The sequence below is a fragment of the Paramesorhizobium deserti genome (genome assembly GCF_001558695.1).
Lineage (GTDB): Bacteria > Pseudomonadota > Alphaproteobacteria > Rhizobiales > Rhizobiaceae > Paramesorhizobium > Paramesorhizobium deserti.
This window is the reverse complement of record NZ_LNTU01000001.1, coordinates 645819-666275: the sequence shown is the minus strand read 5'-3', so window position 1 is coordinate 666275 and position 20457 is coordinate 645819. Positions and strand designations below refer to the sequence as shown.

Below are 20457 nucleotides of genomic sequence, written 5' to 3'. Positions count from 1 at the left end.
ATGCGCACGATCACGCTGGAAAAGACGCTCGATTGGCGAGCGATCGCCGCCATTGCCGGGGGCGCTCGGCTGGAGCTTGGTGCCGGTGCGTGGGAGAGGATCGATCATGCGGCGCGGATCGTGGCCGCGCTGGTTGACCGTGGCATCCGCGCCTATGGGGTCAACACCGGCGTCGGCGCGCTCGCCGATACGGTGGTGGACCGCGCCTCGCAGCGCCGCCTTTCGCGCAATATCCTGATGAGCCATGCCTGCGGCGTCGGCCCGCTTCTGCCGCCGCGCGAGGTGCGCGCCATCATCGCCGCCCAGATCAACAATTTCACCCACGGCCATTCCGGCATCCGGCCCGAGATCGTTCGCGCCCTGCTGGCGCTGCTCGATCATGATTGCATTCCCGATGTCCCTTCGAAAGGCTCCGCCGGCTATCTCACCCATATGGCGCATATCGCGCTGGTGCTGATCGGCGAGGGGACGGCACATCTGGCCGGTCGGCAGATGGGCGGCACCGAGGCGCTGGCCGCGATCGGCCTTCAGCCTCTCGTGCTGGAGGCGAAGGAAGGCCTGAGCCTCGTCAACGGCACCTCATGCTCCACCGGCCTTGCCTGCGTCGCGCTTTCCCGCGCCGAGCGCCTGCTCGAATGGGCGGATGCCATCGCCGCGCTGACGCTTGAGGCCTTCGGCGCACAGATGCCCGCCTTTGGCGAGGACGTGCTGGCGCTTCGGCCCTCGAAGGGCATCGAGACCGTCGGCAGCGCCTTGCGGAAAAGGCTTGAGGGAAGCGGGCTCGTCGCGGCCGATGCCGGCGCGCGCACGCAGGATGCGCTCAGCCTGCGTGCCATCCCGCATGCCCATGGCGCGGCGCGCGACGGCTTCGATTTCGCCGCCAAGACCGTTGATCGCGAGCTTGCATCGGTCACCGACAATCCCGCTGTTGCCGGCACGCCGGAGGAGCCGCTCGTCTGGTCCGAGGCGCATGCCGTCGCACCGGCGCTGGCGCAGGCGCTCGACATGCTGGTGGTCGCTATCGCGCAGATATCCGGCATGAGCGAGCGTCGCATCGACCGTCTGGTCAATCCGCTGGTGAGCCGCCTGCCGGCTTTCCTCGCCGATGATCCGGGTGCCGGTTCCGGCTTCATGATCGCGCAATATACGGCCGCCGCACTCAGCAATGAAAACCGCCGCCTCGGCGCGCCGGCCAGCCTCGACGGCGGCGTCACCTCCGCCCTGCAGGAAGATTTCCTGGCGCATCCGACGGCGGCGGCGAACAAGCTTCTGGCCGTGCTCGACAATGCCGAGCAGATCTTCGCTATCGAGCTTTTGGCGGCGGCGCAGGCGCAGGATCTCCATCCCGGCAAGGTTTCACGCGCCAAGGGCACGGATGTAGTCTATCGCGCCCTGCGCGACATCCTGCCCCGCTATGCCGACGACCGGCCGCTGGCTAAGGATATGGCCGCGGCGCGTGATCTTCTGGCCGCCTCTGCGGCGCCCGGCGCTGATTGACCGACTTAGCCGACGAATCCTTGGGGGGTGAACATGTCCAATCAATTCGACGTGGCCGTCATCGGCCTTGGCGCCATGGGCAGCGCCGCGGTCGCGCATCTGGCCGCGCGCGGCGTCAGGGTGATCGGCCTGGAGGCCGCCTTTCCCGCCCATGCGCAGGGCTCCTCCCATGGTGATTCCAGGCTGATCCGGCTCGGCTATTTCGAGGACCCGTCTTATGTGCCGCTGCTGCAGCGCGCCTATGCCAATTGGCGCGCGATGGAGCAGCGCCTGCGCGAACAAGTGCTCACCATCACCGGCGTGCTCCAGATCGGTCGCCCCGAGGATAAGATCGTCAAGGGCACGCGGGCCTCCGCCGAGCTGCACGGGCTCGCCTCGGAGGTGCTCGACCGGGAGGCGATGCTGAGGCGCTTTCCCGCCTTTGCGCTCGATGCTGACGAGATCGCGGTCCTCGATCCCGAGGGCGGGTTCCTGAAGCCGGAAGCGGCGATCTTCGGCTATCTCCGGCTGGCGGCAACGGACGGCGCGGCCCTGCATTTCGGCGAGAAGGTGACGGCAATCGAGCCCGGTGACGGTAGCGTCGAGATCGCCACAGAAACGGCGCGCTATCGCGTCGGCAAGGTGGTGGTCGCCACCGGCTCATGGATCACCGAGCTGGTGCCGCAATTGCGCGGGCTCGCCGTGCCGATCCGCCAGGTCGTGGCGTGGTATCAGCCGCGCGACGGCTTCGCCACCGCGCTCGGCCGTATGCCGGCCTTCATCCGCGATGAGGGTAAGGTCGGCTCCTTCTTCGGCTTCCCCGTCATCGGGCCTGATGGCGTCAAGATCGGCAAGCACGCCCATTTCCTCGAGGAGATCGACCCGAACCAGCCCAATCCGCCAGTCAACGATGCCGATCTGTCGTTGCTTGACGATTTCATCGCCCGCCGTCTTCCCGCTGCGGCCGGCTTGCGCGTCAATGCCATCACCTGCCGCTATACGATGCTGCCGAGCGAGGATTTCCTCATGGACCTCCTGCCGTCCGATCCCCGTATCGTCGTGGCCTCGCCTTGCTCGGGGCACGGGTTCAAGTTCACCAGTGTCGTCGGCGAGATCCTCGCGGATTTGGCGCTCGACGGTGGCACGCACCTGCCGATCGATGCCTTCTCCTTCGCGGCGATGGATCGGTTCGTGAAAGCGCGGCAGGGGAAATAGCCGTCATCCTGCAGAGGTGAGTGTGCTCCCTGCGGCTCGTCAGGCTGCAGAGTTTGCGCGTGCACGCCATTGCCTCACATGGTCGATCAATGCCCGCAATTTGGGCGCTACGTTTCGCCGTTGCGGATAATAGAGATAGAACCCGGGGAACGGCGGCAGGAATTCCTGCAAGAGGGGCACGAGTTCGCCTGCCTCGATATACGGGCGCGCGGTCTCTTCCGTCATAAAGGTTATGCCTGCTCCGCTCAGCGCCGAGCGGAGCATCAGTTGAAGATCGTTGGTCGTGATCTGCGGATGAACCGCGATGTCGAAGGGAATGCCGTTCTCCTCGAATTCCCACCTGTAGGGCGCGACATTCAGGGCCGGTCGCCAGCCGATGCAGCGGTGCGCGAGAAGGTCACGCGGATGAGCAGGCATTCCGCGTGCCGCGATGTAGGCGGGGGATGCAACGGCGGTCTCCCGTTGGTTCCCGGTGACCGGTATCGCGATCATGTCCTGTTCGATCACTTCGCCGAGCCGTACGCCGGCGTCGAACCCGGCGGCAACGATGTCGAACTCCTCGTCGGTGACCGTGATGTCGATCGTCACGGCCGGATACGCCTCCGCGAAGGCGGCGATAAGCGGGCCGGAAAGGAATTGTTCGGCGATCGAGGTGACGGCGATCCGCAAAAGCCCGCGCGGCGCGTCTTCCGCCGCCACCATATCGAGGGCCGCGGAGATATCGGACATTGGCTGTGCAAGGGCCTCGCGCAGGCGTTCGCCCGCTTCCGTCAGGCGGACGGAGCGGGTGGTGCGCGAGACAAGCTGCGTGCCGAAGGCATCCTCGAGCCGCCGAATTCCCTGGCTGACGGCAGAGCGCGTCACGCCCAGCCGGTCGGCGGCGGCGCGGAAATTGTCTTCCTCGGCCACGGCCAGGAAGAGCGGAAGCAGGTTCATGTCGAGCTTCATTGTCCAGCCTTGCTAACCAACGAGTTCAGCAGGGGATAGCTACCCCTACTGACCGCTGGAGTCCATCTTCTTCCTGAAACTCGAACCAGGGAGACGATCATGGACAAGGTCATTCTCATTACCGGCGCCTCCAGCGGCATAGGCAAAGGGATCGCGCGCGAACTCGGCGCCGCGGGCGCAAGGTTGCTGCTTGGTGCGCGACGCGTCGATCGCGTCGAGACACTCGCGGCAGAGATCCGCGCGGCAGGCGGCATCGCCGAAGCCCGTGCGCTGGACGTGACGGATCGCCGCTCGATGCAGGCCTTCGCGCAGGCCGCCCTCGATGATTGGGGGCGCATCGACGTCCTCGTGAACAATGCCGGCGTGATGCCCCTTTCCCCGCTCGCCGCCGGCAAGCATGACGAGTGGGAGCGCATGGTCGACGTCAACATCAAGGGCGTGCTCTGGGGCATCGGCGCGGTTCTGCCTGTCATGGAGAGGCAGGGCAGCGGGCAGATCATCAATATCGGCTCCATCGGTGCGCTGTCGGTGGTGCCCACGGCGGCCGTCTATTGTGCGACGAAGTTCGCGGTCCGCGCCATCTCCGACGGGCTGCGGCAGGAGCACGACAATATCCGCGTGACCTGCGTCAATCCGGGCGTGGTCGAGAGCGAACTCGCCGCCTCGATCACGCACGAAGGGACGAAGGAAGTGATAGCGGCCTATCGCGCGATCGCGCTCCAGCCAGCCGATATCGCGCGGGCGGTACGGCAGGTGATCGAGGCGCCCGAGAGCGTCGACACGACAGAGATCACCATCCGTCCGACCGCGTCGGCAAACTGAAGGGCGACGGCCCCGGTCTGCCCGGGGCTGTTCCCCTCACCACAATCCTTCCTGCAGACCATTCAACGAAAGGAGAAAACCCATGATGTTTATCCCGACAAATCGTCGTGCCCATTCCGGCTCTGCGTTGCTGCTCGCCTTCGCGCTCGTAGCCGCCGAAATCCCGGCTCATGCCGAGACATGTTCGCCGCACGCCGAGGCCCAGGCAAGCAACGAAAGGATCGTTCGCGAAGCCTTTGAAGGATGGGCAGCCGGCGGCAGCGTCTTCGATATCCTGGCGCCGGACGTGGTCTGGACCATCCATGGATCAGGACCGGTGGCCGGCACCTATCGTGGCGTCGAGGATTTCGCGCAGCGCGCTTCGGGGCCCCTCGTCAGCCGCCTTGCCGCGCCGCTTGTTCCGGACCTTCATCATATCTGGGCATCCGGCGACACGGTCATTATCCGCTTCGGCGCGTCGTCCACCACGACGTCCGGCAATCCCTACCGAAACCAGTTCGTCTGGATTTTCCGGATGGAAGACGGCGCCGTCACCGAGGCCGAAGCTTTCCTGGATCTCGCCGCCTACCAGGAGGTCGTCGACCGCAACGAGCCGCGCAGTGACTGAGCGTCCGGCATGTGCGGATTGTTCTGAAGTCCGACGCTCCCAACCGCAAGGAGACCGATCATGCGAAGAATTACCACAACTCTGTTGGCCGTTGTCCTGATGGGATCGGCCCTTCACGCCGAGGAAACTGAAATGCAAGCCGATCACCCCTATGTGGGCCTCTGGGTCACGGAAGACGGCCATATCCGGCACGAATTGCTGCCGAACGGCCGCTATGTCGAGGCACGCGGCACCCGCGAACGCGCCTATGAAGGGCGTTATGAAGTCACCGGAGACCATATCGAATATTGGGACGACACCGGCTTCACCGCCGACGGCGACTTCGTCGACGGCATTCTGCACCATGCCGGCATGATCCTTTATCGCCGATAGGTGCAGAGCGATCCGGGCGTGTGGCGCCTACAGTATCGGCCCGAAAACCGGAACTGGCTTTCGGGCCGATATGTGGATTCAAGAAACTGCAACGTCCTTTGTGTGCTCAAAAGGACCCCCCCGGCGCTTCATTGCCGCCGGTATCGAGGGTAGCCAGGGACCGCTCCTGCCTTCGGACGATGCGCCGCTCCGCGGCGGCTTGGATATGCCCCGCTGAGCTTTCATCACGTGTTTGTCGGGGCCATCGTCTTTCTGCTCAGCCATGCCAGATGAAGGCCATCCACCCCTGTGGCAGGAGCGTGTGCGGCAGCCGACATCCACGACCGCCGCTGACTACCAGGCCCGGGCCTGAAGCAAGGCCGGGACGCGGCTATGCGAAGACCGAATCGAACAAGGGTACGATCCTGGCGCTAGCGACGCGCAGCCTCTCCACTCAATTTATTACAGCACAACCAGTGCCGCAATCGGTGGTCTCTGAAGTTCATAATTCTGTACTGAAATGGCGCGCCCGAAAGGATTCGAACCTCTGACCCCCAGATTCGTAGTCTGGTGCTCTATCCAGCTGAGCTACGGGCGCTTGCCAATTGATGTGCGCTCATCAAGCGCAGCGCGGTTCCTAATGGGTTCGGTCTCCAATTGCAAGCGCTTATGACAAAAAACTGTAAGCCATCTGCAATTTCTTTTTATGCCGGATAACGCGCTAGGTATCGTATTGCGAAAGGAAAGCCGGGGCAGGGCGCCTTTGCGTTGCGGCGGGCTCGTTGCTGCTTGGCTCAGGCGCTCTTGTCTGCTTCCGCCGCCTCCTTCTGCCGGCGCCAGTTGGCCAGCGAGACAGGCATATCGGGAATGCGGATTTCGAAATGCGTGCCGCATGTCCTGTCTTCGCGCAATTCGATCGAGCCGCCATGCGCGCGCACCAGCTCATGCGCGATGGCGAGGCCGAGGCCCGTGCCGTCGCTGCGTGTCGAGCCGCGGAACGCGGTGAAGAGGTTGTCGCGCGCCTTCTGCGGCAGGCCGGGCCCGGTATCCTCGATGCCGATGATCGCCACCGAGCCGATGCGTCCTGCCGTCACCGTCAGCCGCTTGACGACGCTCTGATCGCCGGGGCGGTCGGCGCTCATCGCCTGCACGGCGTTACGGCAGAGATTGGTGATGATGCGGAAGAACTGTTCCGTATCCGCATCCATCTCGAAATCCTGCGGCACGAGATTGCGGAACTCGATCGCGCTGTCTGGCTCGATCGCCAGCGTTTCCTCGACATCGGTGATGATGGTATAGAGCAACACGCGACGCCGCTTCGGCGGCGCCTCCTGCGTGCGGCCATAGGCGATGACGCTTTCGGCATAGCTGATCGCCCGGTTGAGCGTGCGGATGAGCTTGGGCGCGAAACGCTGCACCACCGGGTCCCTGGCATCCGCCAGATGATCGGACATCAGCTGGGCGGAAGCGAGAATGTTGCGCATGTCGTGGTTGATCTTGGAGACGGCGAGCCCGAGATCGGCGAGATGCTTCTGCTCGGAGAAGGTGCGTTGCAGGTCGCTCTGCATCGCCGCCAGCTGGCGCTGCGCCACGCCCAATTCGTCCTTGCGGTCGTCGGGGATGATGATGCGCGTCGGATCATCGGGCGCCTGCGCGAAATTGATCATGTTGCGGTGCATGCGCCGCACGGGGCGCAGCAGCAACTCGTTTATGGCGAGATAGACAAGGCTCGCCGCGATCAGCGAAATGACCAGCGACAGCAGCGCCACGTTGCGCGCATAGCGCAACATCGCCTGGCGCAGCGGCGCATCCGAGGTGACGAGTTCGATGACCTTGCCGCTGTCGCCGATCGGACCATAGACCCGCAACGTGCGGTCGCCGCCGGTAAAGAGCGTGTCGAAGGCATCCCATATCGCCGCCGCCTCGCTGGTATGGGCAAGGTCGATATGCTGGTCGACCTTCTGCGGCATTTCCGACATCGCAAGCAGGCGCGAAGCGCCTTTTTCGCGCAAGGCGATGGCCTTCGTTCCCGTCGCCAGAAGCACGCTGTCCTGCACCGACCGGGGCACGATGGGGCTCTCGCTGTCGGCCAGAACGATGCTTGCCGCCGCCACGGTGTCGAGCCGCGTCGTAAGCCAGCGCATCCGCATGCTGGCGACGGAGGGCACGAAAATGAGCACTTCCGCCACTAGAACGGAGAAGACTGTCAGAAGCAGCACCTTGCTGGAGAGGCGGTGGCGCAGCGGCAATCTGCTCAGCGGGCGGTTTTTTTCGCAGGCGCTGGCGCGGCATGCCGATTCCGGACCGGTATCGACCGCTCCATCCGTCACTGAGCCATCTTCTTTTCCGGCCATTATTCAGATCCGATGAGCATTGCTGCCGTGGATGCGGCAATACGGAACTATATACGCCAGGGATGGGCTTTTTTCCATGCCGGTGCCCCGACTGAATTGGAAAACAATAGTTGAGGAAATAGTCAAGAGTTGATAAGCGCATCCGAACATTGTTGAACGGGTGCGGCATGGATGACCTTGGTGCGCAGGAACGCGCGGTTCTGGAACTGATAACGGCCAATCCCTTTGCCGGGCAGCAGGATATCGCCGACACGCTGGGTCTGGCGCGTTCCACGGTGGCGGCCCATATCGTCCAGCTCGTGCAGAAAGGCTATATCCTGGGGCGTGGCTATGTCCTGCCCGCGCCGAAGCGCATTGCGGTTCTGGGTGGCGCTGTCTTCGACCGCAAATACCATGCCCGTGCACCGCTGATATCAGATACATCCAATCCGGTCGACGGCCACCGCAGTTTCGGCGGCGTGGCGCGCAATGTAGCGGAGAACCTCGCCCGCCTCGATGTGACGACGAGCTTCGTCTCGATTGTCGGGGACGACGATACGGGACGCTCGATCATTCGCCACCTGCGTGATCTTGGCGTTGATACCAGCCAGATCATTGTCACGGGCGAGGCGCCGACCGCCGAATATGCGGCCATATTGGGGCCGGAGAACGAGCTGGCGCTGGGCATCGCCGATATGGGCATCTTCGACCTGTTTCAGCCGGCCCATCTCGACCGCGTCTGGCCGCATCTGGCCGCCGCCGCTTTCGTGTTCGCCGATTGCAATCTGCCGGCAGAGACGCTTGCCGCGCTGATCGCGCGCAAGCAGGCCGCGCGCTTCAGGCTCGCCATCGACGCCGTGTCATCGCCCAAGGCCCGGCGGCTGCCCGACGATTTGACCGGCGTGGATATTCTCTTCCTCAACCTGGATGAAGCCCATGCGGTCCTCGACCTTGGTGAGAATGCGCCGCGCCTGTCTCCGGAAACCGCAGTGGATGCACTGCGGGCGAGGGGCGTCGCGGAAGTGGTGCTGACCATGGGCGCGGTCGGCATGCTGTTATCGAGCAGCGATGGCATGACGAAGATCGAAGCCGTTCCGGCCGAGCCCGTCGATGTCACGGGCGCGGGAGACGCCATGATCGCCGGCACGCTCTATCGTCTCCTCTCCGGCGCAAGCCTCGCCGAAGGCGCGCGCACCGGCTCGCTTTTGGCGACCCTCACCACCGAGAGCGAGGCGAGCGTCCATCCGCTTCTTTCGCCGCGCTTCCTCGCAGCCCATATGAACCGCATTTTTTAGCCGCATGATCTCATCCAAAAAGTCTTCAACTTTTTGGGATCATGCTCAGCCAGAAAGGATTACCCCGTGAACGCATCGCTTCTCCACCCGACCGAGGAGGTCAAGGCGGCAATTGCCGATGGTGCGCCGCTCGTCGCGCTCGAATCGACCATCATCACCCATGGCATGCCATATCCCGCCAATCTCGAGATGGCGCGGAAAGTGGAAGCGGTGATCCGTGCGCACGGTGCGGTGCCGGCGACGACCGCTGTGGTCGAAGGCAGGATCCGCGTCGGTCTGGCGGATAGGGAAATCGAAACGCTGGCCCAGGCCAAGGATGCGGTGAAGGCATCGAGCCGCGATCTTGCAGCAAGCATCGTGCAGGGGCGCTCGGCCGGCACCACCGTTTCCGCTACCATGCGCATAGCTGCCCTGGCAGGCATCGACATCTTCGCCACCGGCGGTGTCGGCGGCGTGCACAGGGGTGCGGAGGCGACCTTCGACATCTCCGCCGACCTGACCGAGCTCGGCCAGACCGCGACCACCGTCGTCTGCGCTGGCGTCAAGTCGATCCTCGATATCCCAAAGACGCTGGAATTCCTGGAGACCCAGCGCGTCCCGGTCATCGCCTATGGCAGCGATGATTTCCCGGCTTTCTATACCCGCTCAAGCGGCTGCAAGGCCGACCACCGGCTCGACACGCCGGAGGAGATCGCCCGCGCCATGCGGTTGCACCGGGAACTCGGCTCCGGCACCGGCATCCTCGTCGCCAATCCGATCCCCGAAGCCGCCGCGCTTGACCCCGCCTTCATCGACGGAACGATTGCCGAAGCGGTGGCGGAAGCGACCGTACGCGGCATTGGGCGCAAGGAACTGACGCCCTTCCTGCTCGCCCGTATCAATGAACTGTCGAACGGCGCGAGCCTCCAGGCCAACATAGCGCTGGTGCTCAACAATGCCGACCTCGCGGCGCGGATTGCGGTGGCGTTTGCCAGGCTGAAGCGGGAATGAGACCGCTGTCACTGCATCGATGCGAATAGAAGTGAGCGAAGTGAGCAGGCATAGAGCACAATACGCTCACGGAAGCTGATCGATGCTGTCATCAGATTCGCAATCCCCCAAACCGCCTCGCTGTGTTTGTCGCAGAAATCCTGATTTTGCAACGTTACGCATTGTCTCGGAAGTAAATGGCCTTCAGGTTTTCGCCTGTTCATAGGCCATGAATAGATCGGTTACGAGAACGCCATTGATCCGCATCCCCGTCAAATCGGCATCTTCAATGTCCGAATCTGCCAACGTGACGCCTCTTATGGTCAATCGCGATAGGTTTGCATTCGTGATGGCGGCTCCAGACAGGTTGACATTGTTGAAGTGCGCACCTGCAAGGCTGATATCGTCAAAAACCGCTTCGCTTAAATTGGTGTCGGTGAATCTTGCCTTGGTCAAAACAGCGTAAAACCGTGCGCCTGCGAGGTTTACGCCATCGAAATTAGCGCCTGACATATCAGCCCGCTCGTAATGCGTTCCCTGCATCTGAGGGCCATCAAATGGGTTGTGTTCTTGGTGATCGCTCATTGTCGTTTCCTATGGTCAATCATGATTGCGACCCAAAGGATGCCAGATTGCACAATCATTTGCGACCGTCGAATCTGAAATTGAAACGAGCCACGCCAATTCTGGCCGTGCCGTTGTCGCATCTGGTTTGAGCAACACATGCTCGGATCGACCCACCTGCCTCAATCCCCCTCGCTGAACACATACTGCGTCACCTGCCGGTAGATTTCTCCAGGCCGCAATACCGATCCTGGAAAATGCGGATGGTGGATGGCGTCGGGAAAGCGCTGCGGTTCGAGGCACAATCCGCCGAAGCGCTGGCCCTGTCGTCCGCCACGCAGGGGCTGCGGCAGCGGCAGGAAATTGCCGTCATAGAACTGCAGTCCCGGCTCCGTCGTCCATATCTCCATCTCGATGCCGCTTTGCGGGCCCTCCAGCCTTGCGGCGGGGCGGGGCGCCGTCGCGGGCTTCATGGCGAGGACGAAATTATGGTCGTATTCGGCGTGTGGGCTGCCGGAGCGGATCGGGCGCGGCGTGCTGAAATCGAAGGCGGTGCCGGCGACATCGGCGGTCTCGCCGGTCGGGATGAGATCGCCGTCGACAGGCGAATAGGCCTTGGCAGGAATGGTCAGCCGATGGTCGAGGATCGTGTCGGAACCGTCGAGGTTGAAATAGGCGTGACCGGCTAGATTGACGAGGGTAGGGCGGTCGGTCTCGGCGATGAGTTCCAGCGTCAGCGTCTGGCCCTCGATGGAGTAGCGGCAGATGGTGCGCACCTCCCCCGGATAGCCCTCGTCATCGTGCGGCGAGACGAGCGTCAGCGTAACCGATGACGGACCGGCATCGGCGATGCTCCAGAGCTTGCGCGAAAACCCTTCGACGCCGCCATGCAGATGCGTGCGGCCGTTCTCGTTGAGGCTCAACTGATGGTCGACCCCGTCGAGCGTGAACCGGCCGCCGGCAATGCGGTTGGCGCAGCGTCCGGCGATTGCGCCGACATAACCCGTTTGCGTCAGATAATCCTCGAGCCTGTCGAAACCCAGGATGACCGAATGCGGCCCGTTTTCGCCCGGTAGGGTGAGATCGGCCAACGTCGCCCCATAGGTGAGGATACGGGCGGTGAGTGCCGGTCCGCCGATATCGATGGCATGGACCGTCTGCCCGCCCGCCAGATGACCGAATTCCGTCTTGTTCATTGCGATTTCCATCCCACTTTTCTGCGTTTTTGCGTTCTTCTTGTTTTATTCTTCCGGTTTTTGCAGGGGATCGCAATCGAGTGCGAAAAATTAAAATAGCGCCTTTTCAATTTATATTACTGTATGATAATAACGAGAGAGTTCGGGAGGATTACAGTGCCGCGCCATCCCGGAGGAGGTGCGGAGGAGGGCTGTAAGTTTGCATCCGCGCATCGTGCCTGGGCATGGTGCGCCGGGGCCGGACGGAGGACGACAAGGGAGGAAACAATGTCGTATTTGAAGCGCATGATGATGACCACGGCCGCGGCGGTTGCATTCGCCGGCGCTGCCGGTGCCGCTGATCTGACGGTTGGCTTTTCGCAGATCGGTTCGGAATCCGGCTGGCGCGCCGCCGAGACCTCGGTCACCAAGCAGGAAGCGGAAAAGCGCGGCGTCGATCTCAAGATTGCCGACGCTCAGCAGAAGCAGGAAAACCAGATCAAGGCCATCCGCGGCTTCATCGCGCAGGGCGTTGACGGCATCTTCGTTGCGCCCGTCGTGGCGACGGGCTGGGATGCGGTGCTTGGAGAAGCCAAGGACGCCGAAATCCCGGTCATCCTGCTCGACCGCACCATCGAGACTTCCGATCCGGATCTTTACCTGACGGCTGTCACGTCCGATACCGTTCATGAAGGCAAGGTCGCAGGTGACTGGCTGGTCAAGACGGTCGGCGACAAGCCCTGCAACATCGTCGAACTGCAGGGGACCGTCGGCTCGAGCCCGGCGATCAACCGCAAAAAGGGCTTCGAGGACGGCATTGCGGGGCACGACAATCTGAAGATCGTCCGCAGCCAGACCGGCGACTTCACCCGCTCCAAGGGCAAGGAAGTGATGGAAGGCTTCCTCAAGGCGGAGAATGGCGGCAAGAATATCTGCGCCCTCTACGCCCATAATGACGATATGGCTGTCGGCGCGATCCAGGCCATCAAAGAAGCAGGCCTCAAGCCGGGCACGGATATCCTGGTCGTCTCCATCGATGCCGTTCCCGATATCTTCAAGGCGATGGCCGATGGCGAGGCGAATGCGACTGTCGAGCTGACGCCGAACATGGCCGGTCCTGCCTTCGATGCGCTGAAGGAATTCAAGGACAACGGCAAGGCGCCGCCGAAGTGGATCCAGACGGAATCGAAGCTCTACACGCAGGCTGACGATCCGATGAAGGTCTATGAGGAGAAGAAGGGCCTCGGCTACTGATCTTTTCCAGCCGCTGGCGAGGCAGTACCCTTTGCCCTGCCAGGCACCTTCGCCACTCCAACTCACCGTCATCCTCGGGTCAAGCCCGAGGATGACGGTCGGGAAGTGGTTGTCGATTGGTGAATCCAGAAATCAGGCGAAGATCATCGGCGGGGATGCTGTATGGAGGAGCGGCGGCATGACGGAAAACGCGCCTACCGGGAGCAATGCTGCACCAGGATCGCCGCAGCACGATGTGCTTCTGAGCGTCGAGAATATTCATAAGTCGTTTCTCGGCTTCAAGGCGCTGTCCGGCGTCGATTTCGAGGTCCGCGCCGGCGAAATTCATGCGCTTTTAGGCGAGAATGGCGCCGGAAAATCGACGCTGATCAAGGTTTTGACCGGCGTGCATCACCCGGATTCCGGCGTGATCCGCTTCGAGGGCCAGGAGATCACGGTGCGCGACACGCTGCAGGCGCAGCATCTCGGCATCGGCACCGTCTATCAGGAGGTCAATCTCCTGCCCAATCTGCCGGTCGCGGAAAATCTCTTCATCGGCCGCCAGCCCAAGCGCTTCGGCTTCGTCGACCGTCGCGAAATGGAAAGGCGCGCCCGCGCATTGCTGGCGCAATATGGCATGGACATCGATGTCTCGGCCGATCTGTCGCGCTATTCGGTGGCCGTGCAGCAATTGATCGCGATCGCCCGCGCCGTCGATCTCTCGGGCAAGGTCCTGATTCTGGACGAGCCGACCGCCAGCCTCGATAAAAACGAGACGGAGATGCTTTTCGCCGTCATGCGCCAGCTCAAGGCGCGGGGCATGGGGATCGTCTTCATCACCCATTTCCTCGATCAGGTCTATGCCGTCAGCGACCGCGTGACGATCCTGCGCAATGGCAGGCTTGCCGGCACAGCGCTGACCAGGGAGCTGAGCAAGATAGATCTCGTTTCCAAGATGCTCGGCCGTACGCTCGTTGAGGTCACTCATACCACGCACCGCACGGCGCCGCCTCCTTCGGCACGCCGCATTTCCTTCCGCAACTACGGCCTTTCGCGCAGCATCGCGCCTTTCGATCTCGACATCAGCGAGGGCGAGGTCGTCGGCGTTGCCGGGCTCCTCGGTTCGGGCCGTACCGAGACCGCAAGGCTTCTCTTCGGCATCGATGTGCCCGACAGCGGCAAGGCTACGATCGACGGCAGGGAAATCCGCATTCATTCGCCGCGCGAGGCGGTGGCGGCGGGGTTTGGCCTCTGTCCGGAAGACCGCAAGACAGACGGGATCATCGGCGATCTCTCCGTGCGCGAGAATATCGCCCTGGCGCTGCAGGCGCGCCGTGGCTGGCTTCGCCGGCTGTCGAGCCGCGAGCAGGCGGAGCTCGCCGATCGCTTCATCAAGGCGCTTGATATCCGCACCTCCGACATGGAAAAGCCGATCAAGTTCCTCTCCGGCGGCAATCAGCAGAAGGTCATCCTTGCCCGCTGGCTTGCCACCAATCCGCGCTTCCTCATTCTCGATGAGCCAACGCGCGGCATCGATGTCGGCGCACATGCGGAAATCATCACGCTCATCAACCGGCTCTGCGACGAGGGCATGGCGCTGCTGGTGATCTCCTCCGAAATCGAGGAGATCGTCGCCTATTCGAGCCGCGTCCGTGTGCTGCGCGATCGTGAGCATACGGCGGAACTGACCGGCAAGGAGATCAATGCAGGGACGATCATGCGGACGATTGCAGCAGAAACCGAAAAGGCGCACTAGAATGCTGCCGTTTGTCACCCCCCTCTGCCCTGCCGGCCATCTCCCCCTCAAAGGGGGAGATCACGCTGTCATTGACGCGTGGGACCAATCTCAGACGTCTCAGAATGAAGGCCGCGGGCAGTGTCAGCCAATCTCCCCCCTTGAGGGGGAGATGGCCGGCAGGGCAGAGGGGGGTACGGTCCCGCTGGCGTTTCCGTCTGAACATGAAAGGTTTCCGCAATGAGCCGTTTCATGTCCGGTTCCCTCGGAAAGGCCATGCCGCAGCTTCTGTCGCTGGCGGTCATCCTGTTCTTCAATTATCTGGCTTTCCCCGGCTTCTTCGATATCCGCTTTCAGGACGGCCGCTTCTTCGGCAGTCTGATCGATGTGCTCAATCGTGGTGCGCCGGTGGCGATCCTTGCCATCGGCATGACGGCTGTCATCGCCTCCAAGGGCGTCGACCTTTCCGTCGGCGCGGTGATGGCGGTGGCGGGCGCCGTGGCGGCGACGCTGGCCGTCGAAGGCTATCCGCTGCCGGTCATTATCCTGGCTGCGCTCGGCGTCGGCCTCGCCTGCGGCCTGTGGAACGGCCTGCTCATTGCCTTCTTTGACCTGCAGCCCATCGTCGCCACGCTGATACTGATGGTGGCGGGGCGGGGAATAGCCCAGCTCATCACCGAGGGCACCATCGTCACCTTCAACGATCCCGGCCTCATCTTCTTCGGCACCGGCGCCTTTCTCGGCTTTCCCATGCCCGTCATTCTAGCGGCGGTGGTAGGGCTCGCCGCCATCCTCTTGGTGCGGCGCACCGCGCTCGGGCTCCTGATCGAGGCGATCGGCGTCAACCGCAGCGCCAGCACGTTCTCAGGCATCAACAGCCGCCTCATCATCTTCATGGTTTATGGTTTCAGTGGCCTGTGCGCGGGGCTGGCGGGCATCATCGTTGCCGCCGATATCCGCGGGGCGGATGCCAACAATGCCGGGCTCTGGCTGGAGCTCGATGCCATTCTGGCGGTCGTCATCGGCGGCACTTCGCTGCTCGGCGGCCGCTTCTCGATCCTGATGTCGATCCTCGGCGCCATCATCATTCAGGCGATGAACACCGGCATCCTGATCTCGGGCTTTCCGCCGGAATATAACCTCATCCTGAAAGCCGCGGTCATCATCATGATCCTGCTGGCGCAGTCCGCCTCGGCATCGGGTTTCGGCATATTCCTGAAGCGCGAACTGAGGCCGGTGGCACCGGCCGAAAACAAGACGGAACGGCAGGAAATCAGCCCATGAACACCAGACTTCTGCCTTTCTACGCGACGCTTCTGATCTGTGTGCTGCTCTATGCGGTCTGCGTGATCCAGTTTCCAAACATGCTGTCGACGCGGGTTCTCGGCAATCTTCTGACGGACAATGCCTTCCTCGGCATCGTCGCGGTCGGGATGACCTTCGTCATCATATCCGGCGGTATCGATCTTTCGGTCGGTTCGGTCATCGCCTTCACCGGCGTGCTCATCGCCGTTCTGGTGACCCAGCACGGCATGCATCCGCTGCCGGCCTTTGCCATCGCGCTTGTCTTCGCGACTGTCTTCGGCGCGGCCATGGGCGCCATCATCCATTATCTCAACGTGCCCGCCTTCATCGTCACATTGGCAGGCATGTTTCTCGCGCGCGGACTTTGCTTCGTCCTGACGACGCAATCCATTCCGATCAACCATCCCTTCTACACCGCCCTGCAGGGGCTCTATTGGCGCATGCCCGGCGGCGGCAGGCTGACCTTCATCGGCGGCCTGATGCTGGCGGTGTTCGTGGCCGGCATTATCATCGCTCATTTCACCAAGTTCGGGTCCTACGTCTATGCCATCGGCGGGAACCGTACGTCCGCCGAGCTGATGGGCGTTCCGGTCGCGCGCACCACCATCGGCATCTATGCCCTGTCCGGCTTTCTCTCCGGTCTCGCCGGCATCGTCTTCTCGCTCTACACCTCCGCCGGCTATTCGCTGTCGGCCGTCGGCGTAGAGCTCGATACGATCGCCGCCGTCGTCATCGGCGGAACGCTTCTGACGGGCGGCGTCGGTTATGTCGCGGGAACCTTCTTCGGTGTTCTCATCCAGGGCATCATCCAGACCTACATCGTCTTCGACGGCACGCTTTCGAGCTGGTGGACCAAGATTGTGGTGGGGATACTGCTTTTCGCGTTCATTGCATTGCAACGCGTTCTTGTGTTTGTGTCGGAAAGGCGCATAGCGGGGGGAGCCAGGGCATGATCCTGAACCGAAGGTCAGCGGCAGCAAAAAATTGTGGATTTTTCGGATAAGATCATGCTGCAAAATTAAGCAAGGAGCACCGGGTGACCAACAAGATGCAGCTTGGCCAGTATGATTTCAGCTCGTCGGCGCAGTCGCGCACCCACCATGCGCATGTCATGCATGATCTGGGGCTCGGCATCGTCAAGGGGCTTTATGCCGAGAACAGCATCCTGCCCGGTGACGCTGAGCTTCTGGAGCGTTTCCGTGTTTCGCGCACCGTTCTGCGCGAGGCGCTGAAGACGCTTGCCGCCAAGGGGCTGATCCAGCCCAAGGCCAAGATCGGCACCCGGGTGCGTGAACGCTCGCAATGGAACCTGTTCGATCCCGATATCCTGATCTGGCATTTCGAAGCGGGCGTCGATCTGAAATTCATGGAGAGCCTGGCCGAGATGCGATTGGCGCTGGAGCCCGAAGCGGCCGCGCTCGCCGCGGAAAGGCGCACCGAAAAGCAGCTTGCCGAGCTCTACCGCTGGGTCGACCGCATGGGCGACCGCAGCGATACGGCGCAGGATTTCGTCCATAGCGATCTGCAGTTCCACCTGACGATTGCGGAAGCATCCGGCAATCCGTTCATGCGCTCGCTCAGCGGGCTTATCGAGGTGGCGCTGGTCACCGCCTTCACATTAAGTTCTCCCATTCCCGACCCGGAACGGCACGTGGCGTCCGCCAAGAAGCATCGCGCCATTGCCGACGCCATCGCCAGGCAGGATCCGGAGGCCGCTCGCACCGCCATGCGGCTCGTCATCTTCGAGGGCGCGGAGCGCGTCGCGCAGGCTGAACGGGAGAAGAGCAGCCTTGCGGGCGAGAGGGTATAAAATCGCGTAGCGCGTTTGTCATCCTCGCCTTGTGGCGAGGACGACAAGAATGTGCCGATCGGCGCTTAAAGCGCCTTGATCTTCACCTTCTCCGCCTTGGAATTGCGCAAGGGGTTGCGCAGCGGCAGGCCGAATTCGCCGGCTTCTATCTCGAAGACATCGCCCGGCTCGGTGCGGATGCCGTCGGCGAAGGAAAGCGTCGCCGTGCCGAACATGTGGATGTGGATATCGCCCGGCTGGCGGAACACCTCATATTTGAAGTGATGGTGCTCCAGATTGGCGACGGTGTGGGACATGTTGTCCTCGCCCGAAAGGAACGGCTTTTCCCAGAGCGTCTTGCCCTTGCGCAATATGCGTGACGTGCCGCTGACATGGGCCGGCAGCTTGCCTGTCCGAAGTTCCGGTCCGATGGCGCAGGGGCGCAGCTTCGAATGGGCGAGGTAGAGATAGTTGACCCGCTCCATGATGTGGTCGGAAAACTCGTTGGCAAGCGCGAAGCCGAGCCGGAAAGGCGTACCATCGGGGCCGATCACATAGATGCCGGCGATCTCGGGTTCCTCGCCGCCATCGTCGGCAAAGGCCGGTGACAGGAGCGCGGCGCCGGGCGCGACCAGCATCGTGCCATTGCCCTTGTAGAACCATTCGGGCTGGACGCCGGTCTTACCCTTTTCGGGCTTGCCCGCCTCGAGCCCCATCTGAAACATCTTCATGGAGTCGGTGAGGTTTTCCTCTTTCTCAGCCGAAACCTTCTTGTGCATGGCGTCGCGCGTCGCAGCGGAGCCGAGATGTGTGAGGCCGGTTCCGGTCAGATGGATATGGGCCGGATCGGGCGCATCGATCGGCGGCAGCAGGCGTCCTTCATTATAAGCGGCGTCCACGTCGACCGCCTTGCCGAGACCGCGTTCTTCGGCGACGGCGGCAACCGTCGTGCCGGCATCGATTGCCGCATGGGCGAGTTCCAGCACCGAACGGGTACGGCGGACCACCCGGAAGCCGTCTTCCGTCCGCGCCGCAACCTGTCTCTTGCCCTTTTCGCTGACCAGTTGAACCAGATTCACATCATCCTCCCAATTTCGCGGCTATCGCCCTTTCGGGTGCCCTATCATGTCGCGCATCTAAAAGTCATACTATATGAGCAATATCAAGGGGCTTCTTTGGCTGCGGCGTTTGATTACATAAATTTAATTGGACGCGTCGGGTCGCTGCCGTCACATTGCCCCGGCCCCAGAATGATTTGAACGAGGCTGCCATGAGGCTCCGACCGATGAGAGAAGGCCGCGCCCCTTGATTGATCACGATCATACTCTATTAATTTCCCTGCCATTTACCGCATATCCCCTACCGAATTTTGGAAGTATGATTGCCAGCGCCGAATTGGATGGCGACGCGTTGCGTTGCCCTATGCGTCCCCACAACCGGAGTGGCCGATGAAAGTCTGGAAACAGCTGGTCCTGACTGTATTTCTCCTTCTGGCTGCTCTCGCCGGCTGGGCCTATTTCTACCCCGGCGCAAATCAGGTTCTCGCGCGCGTCGGTATCGACTGGCTGCCGCAGAGATCTGCGCCGCAGACTGCAAGCCGGCAGGAAGACGCCGAGCGCAATGGTGGCTCCAGGCCTGCCACGCTGGTTGTGGCCGAGCCCGCGGGACGCGAAACGATCAACAACCGGCTGACCGCCATCGGCACGGGCCGCGCGCTGGAGACGGTTTCAGTGACGCCCTTTACAAGCGGCATGATGACCAAGCTTCTGGTCAAGGCCGGAGCGCGGGTAAAGGCGGGCGAGCCTATCGCCCAGCTCGATGCCGAAAACGAGCAGATCGCCGCCGACAAGGCGAAGATCGCCCTGCAGAATGCCGAAAACACCTTGCGCCGCATCACCACGCTGCGCTCGACCAATACGGCCACCGAGGTGCAGATGGTCGATGCGCAGCTCGCCGTCGCCAACGCCAAGCTTGCTCAGGAGGAGGCCAGCCTTGCGCTCAGCCGTCGGACGGTGACCGCGCCGATCTCAGGCATCATCGGCATCCTGCCGGTCAATGCCGGCAATTTCGTCACCACGCAGACCTCGATCGCCACCATCGATGACCGGTCGCAGATCCTGATCGATATCTGGGTGCCGGAGCGCTATGCGCCGCAGATCAAGGTCGGCCAGCCGCTCACCGCCACGGCCATCGCCATGCCGGGGCAGGTTTTCGAGGGCAAGATCAGCGCCGTCGACAATATGATCGACGCTGCGAGCCGGACACTGCGCGTGCGCGCAGGGATCGCCAATCCCAGGGATATGCTGCGCGCCGGCATGTCCTTCGAGGTGACGATCCTTTTCCCCGGCGATAGCTATCCATCGGTCGATCCGCTGGCTATCCAATGGAGTGCGGACGGCGCCTATGTCTGGCGTGTCGTCGACGGCGTGGCCGAGAAGGTTCCCGTGCAGATCATCCAGCGCAACACCGCCAGCGTTCTGGTCGATGCGCAGGTGCATGAAGGCGACATGATCGTCACGCAGGGTGTGCAGAGCGTGCGCGCCGGCAACCCGGTCCGTATGACGAGGGATGAGAGCGGCGCGCCCGAGGGCTCGGAAGTAAAGCCCCTTGGCTCTCCCATAAATCGAGCCGGATGAGCCC

General features: G+C 62.5%; 18 protein-coding genes and 1 tRNA gene. 13 read left to right on the top strand and 6 right to left on the bottom strand.

Features of this window, described 5'->3' with window-relative positions; genetic code table 11:
* A complete protein-coding gene (locus ATN84_RS03090; RefSeq protein WP_068880040.1) occupies positions 1 to 1497 on the top strand; it encodes an HAL/PAL/TAL family ammonia-lyase in 1497 nt (498 codons plus the stop codon).
* A 33-nt stretch (positions 1498 to 1530) separates the two neighbouring features.
* A complete protein-coding gene (solA, locus tag ATN84_RS03085; protein WP_068880039.1) occupies positions 1531 to 2691 on the top strand; it encodes an N-methyl-L-tryptophan oxidase in 1161 nt (386 codons plus the stop codon).
* Positions 2692 to 2730: 39 nt separating this feature from the next.
* On the opposite strand, the gene ATN84_RS03080 is transcribed toward solA, so the two are convergent.
* Positions 2731 to 3639 (bottom strand): LysR family transcriptional regulator, encoded by a 909-nt coding sequence (locus ATN84_RS03080; RefSeq protein ID WP_068880038.1) that lies wholly within the window; start codon positions 3637 to 3639, stop codon positions 2731 to 2733.
* 99 nt (positions 3640 to 3738) lie between these two features.
* On the opposite strand from ATN84_RS03080, the gene ATN84_RS03075 reads away from it, so the two are divergent.
* From ATN84_RS03075 to ATN84_RS03065, 3 genes are all read left to right on the top strand, one after another.
* Positions 3739 to 4461 carry an SDR family oxidoreductase gene (locus tag ATN84_RS03075; protein ID WP_068880037.1) on the top strand — a complete coding sequence of 241 codons (723 nt, stop codon included), beginning with the start codon at positions 3739 to 3741 and terminating at the stop codon, positions 4459 to 4461.
* A gap of 82 nt (positions 4462 to 4543) precedes the next feature.
* Entirely contained in the window at positions 4544 to 5068 is a 525-nt protein-coding gene (locus ATN84_RS03070; RefSeq protein ID WP_068880036.1) for a nuclear transport factor 2 family protein, read from the top strand.
* Between the two features lie 99 nt (positions 5069 to 5167).
* Positions 5168 to 5440, top strand: a complete 273-nt coding sequence (locus ATN84_RS03065) for an Atu4866 domain-containing protein (RefSeq protein ID WP_068880848.1) — start codon at positions 5168 to 5170, stop codon at positions 5438 to 5440.
* Between the two features lie 500 nt (positions 5441 to 5940).
* Here the strand turns inward: ATN84_RS03065 and ATN84_RS03060 are convergent.
* Together ATN84_RS03060 and ATN84_RS03055 are read right to left on the bottom strand one after the other, a co-directional pair.
* A tRNA-Arg gene (locus ATN84_RS03060) sits at positions 5941 to 6017 on the bottom strand.
* Between the two features lie 196 nt (positions 6018 to 6213).
* The gene (locus ATN84_RS03055) at positions 6214 to 7773 is read right to left on the bottom strand and encodes a sensor histidine kinase (protein WP_068880035.1); all 1560 of its coding nucleotides are present in this window, start codon (positions 7771 to 7773) and stop codon (positions 6214 to 6216) included.
* A 167-nt stretch (positions 7774 to 7940) separates the two neighbouring features.
* Here ATN84_RS03055 and ATN84_RS03050 point away from each other — a divergent pair, with 167 nt between their 5' ends.
* Complete coding sequence (locus tag ATN84_RS03050) at positions 7941 to 9047, top strand: carbohydrate kinase (protein ID WP_068880034.1); 1107 nt, start codon at positions 7941 to 7943, stop codon at positions 9045 to 9047.
* 66 nt (positions 9048 to 9113) lie between these two features.
* Positions 9114 to 10037, top strand: coding sequence for a pseudouridine-5'-phosphate glycosidase (locus ATN84_RS03045; protein WP_068880033.1), 924 nt, complete (start codon positions 9114 to 9116; stop codon positions 10035 to 10037).
* Positions 10038 to 10220: 183 nt separating this feature from the next.
* Here the strand turns inward: ATN84_RS03045 and ATN84_RS03040 are convergent, their stop codons facing one another.
* Both ATN84_RS03040 and ATN84_RS03035 read right to left on the bottom strand, forming a co-directional pair.
* The gene (locus tag ATN84_RS03040) at positions 10221 to 10601 is read right to left on the bottom strand and encodes a pentapeptide repeat-containing protein (protein ID WP_068880032.1); all 381 of its coding nucleotides are present in this window, start codon (positions 10599 to 10601) and stop codon (positions 10221 to 10223) included.
* Positions 10602 to 10762: 161 nt separating this feature from the next.
* Positions 10763 to 11776 (bottom strand): aldose epimerase family protein, encoded by a 1014-nt coding sequence (locus ATN84_RS03035; RefSeq protein ID WP_068880847.1) that lies wholly within the window; start codon positions 11774 to 11776, stop codon positions 10763 to 10765.
* Between the two features lie 285 nt (positions 11777 to 12061).
* Between ATN84_RS03035 and ytfQ the strand changes: the two genes are divergently transcribed.
* The 5 genes from ytfQ to ATN84_RS03005 all read left to right on the top strand — a co-directional run bounded on the left by ytfQ (position 12062) and on the right by ATN84_RS03005 (position 17838).
* Positions 12062 to 13009, top strand: a complete 948-nt coding sequence (gene ytfQ, locus ATN84_RS03030; protein WP_161939557.1) for a galactofuranose ABC transporter, galactofuranose-binding protein YtfQ — start codon at positions 12062 to 12064, stop codon at positions 13007 to 13009.
* Positions 13010 to 13187: 178 nt separating this feature from the next.
* A complete protein-coding gene (ytfR, locus tag ATN84_RS03025) occupies positions 13188 to 14744 on the top strand; it encodes a galactofuranose ABC transporter, ATP-binding protein YtfR (protein WP_068880846.1) in 1557 nt (518 codons plus the stop codon).
* A 219-nt stretch (positions 14745 to 14963) separates the two neighbouring features.
* Positions 14964 to 16007 (top strand): ABC transporter permease, encoded by a 1044-nt coding sequence (locus ATN84_RS03015; protein ID WP_068880029.1) that lies wholly within the window; start codon positions 14964 to 14966, stop codon positions 16005 to 16007.
* Positions 16004 to 16981 (top strand): galactofuranose ABC transporter, permease protein YjfF, encoded by a 978-nt coding sequence (gene yjfF, locus ATN84_RS03010; protein ID WP_068880028.1) that lies wholly within the window; start codon positions 16004 to 16006, stop codon positions 16979 to 16981. The genes ATN84_RS03015 and yjfF overlap by 4 nt, the downstream gene beginning before the upstream one ends.
* Before the next feature lie 95 nt (positions 16982 to 17076).
* Positions 17077 to 17838 (top strand): FadR/GntR family transcriptional regulator, encoded by a 762-nt coding sequence (locus ATN84_RS03005; RefSeq protein WP_068880845.1) that lies wholly within the window; start codon positions 17077 to 17079, stop codon positions 17836 to 17838.
* Positions 17839 to 17903: 65 nt separating this feature from the next.
* Here the strand turns inward: ATN84_RS03005 and araD1 are convergent, their stop codons facing one another.
* On the bottom strand, positions 17904 to 18896 hold the full coding sequence (gene araD1 / locus ATN84_RS03000) for an AraD1 family protein (RefSeq protein WP_068880027.1): 993 nt from the start codon (positions 18894 to 18896) through the stop codon (positions 17904 to 17906).
* A 369-nt stretch (positions 18897 to 19265) separates the two neighbouring features.
* Here araD1 and ATN84_RS02995 point away from each other — a divergent pair, with 369 nt between their 5' ends.
* Positions 19266 to 20453 carry an efflux RND transporter periplasmic adaptor subunit gene (locus ATN84_RS02995; protein ID WP_068880026.1) on the top strand — a complete coding sequence of 396 codons (1188 nt, stop codon included), beginning with the start codon at positions 19266 to 19268 and terminating at the stop codon, positions 20451 to 20453.
* Positions 20454 to 20457: the final 4 nt, after the last annotated feature.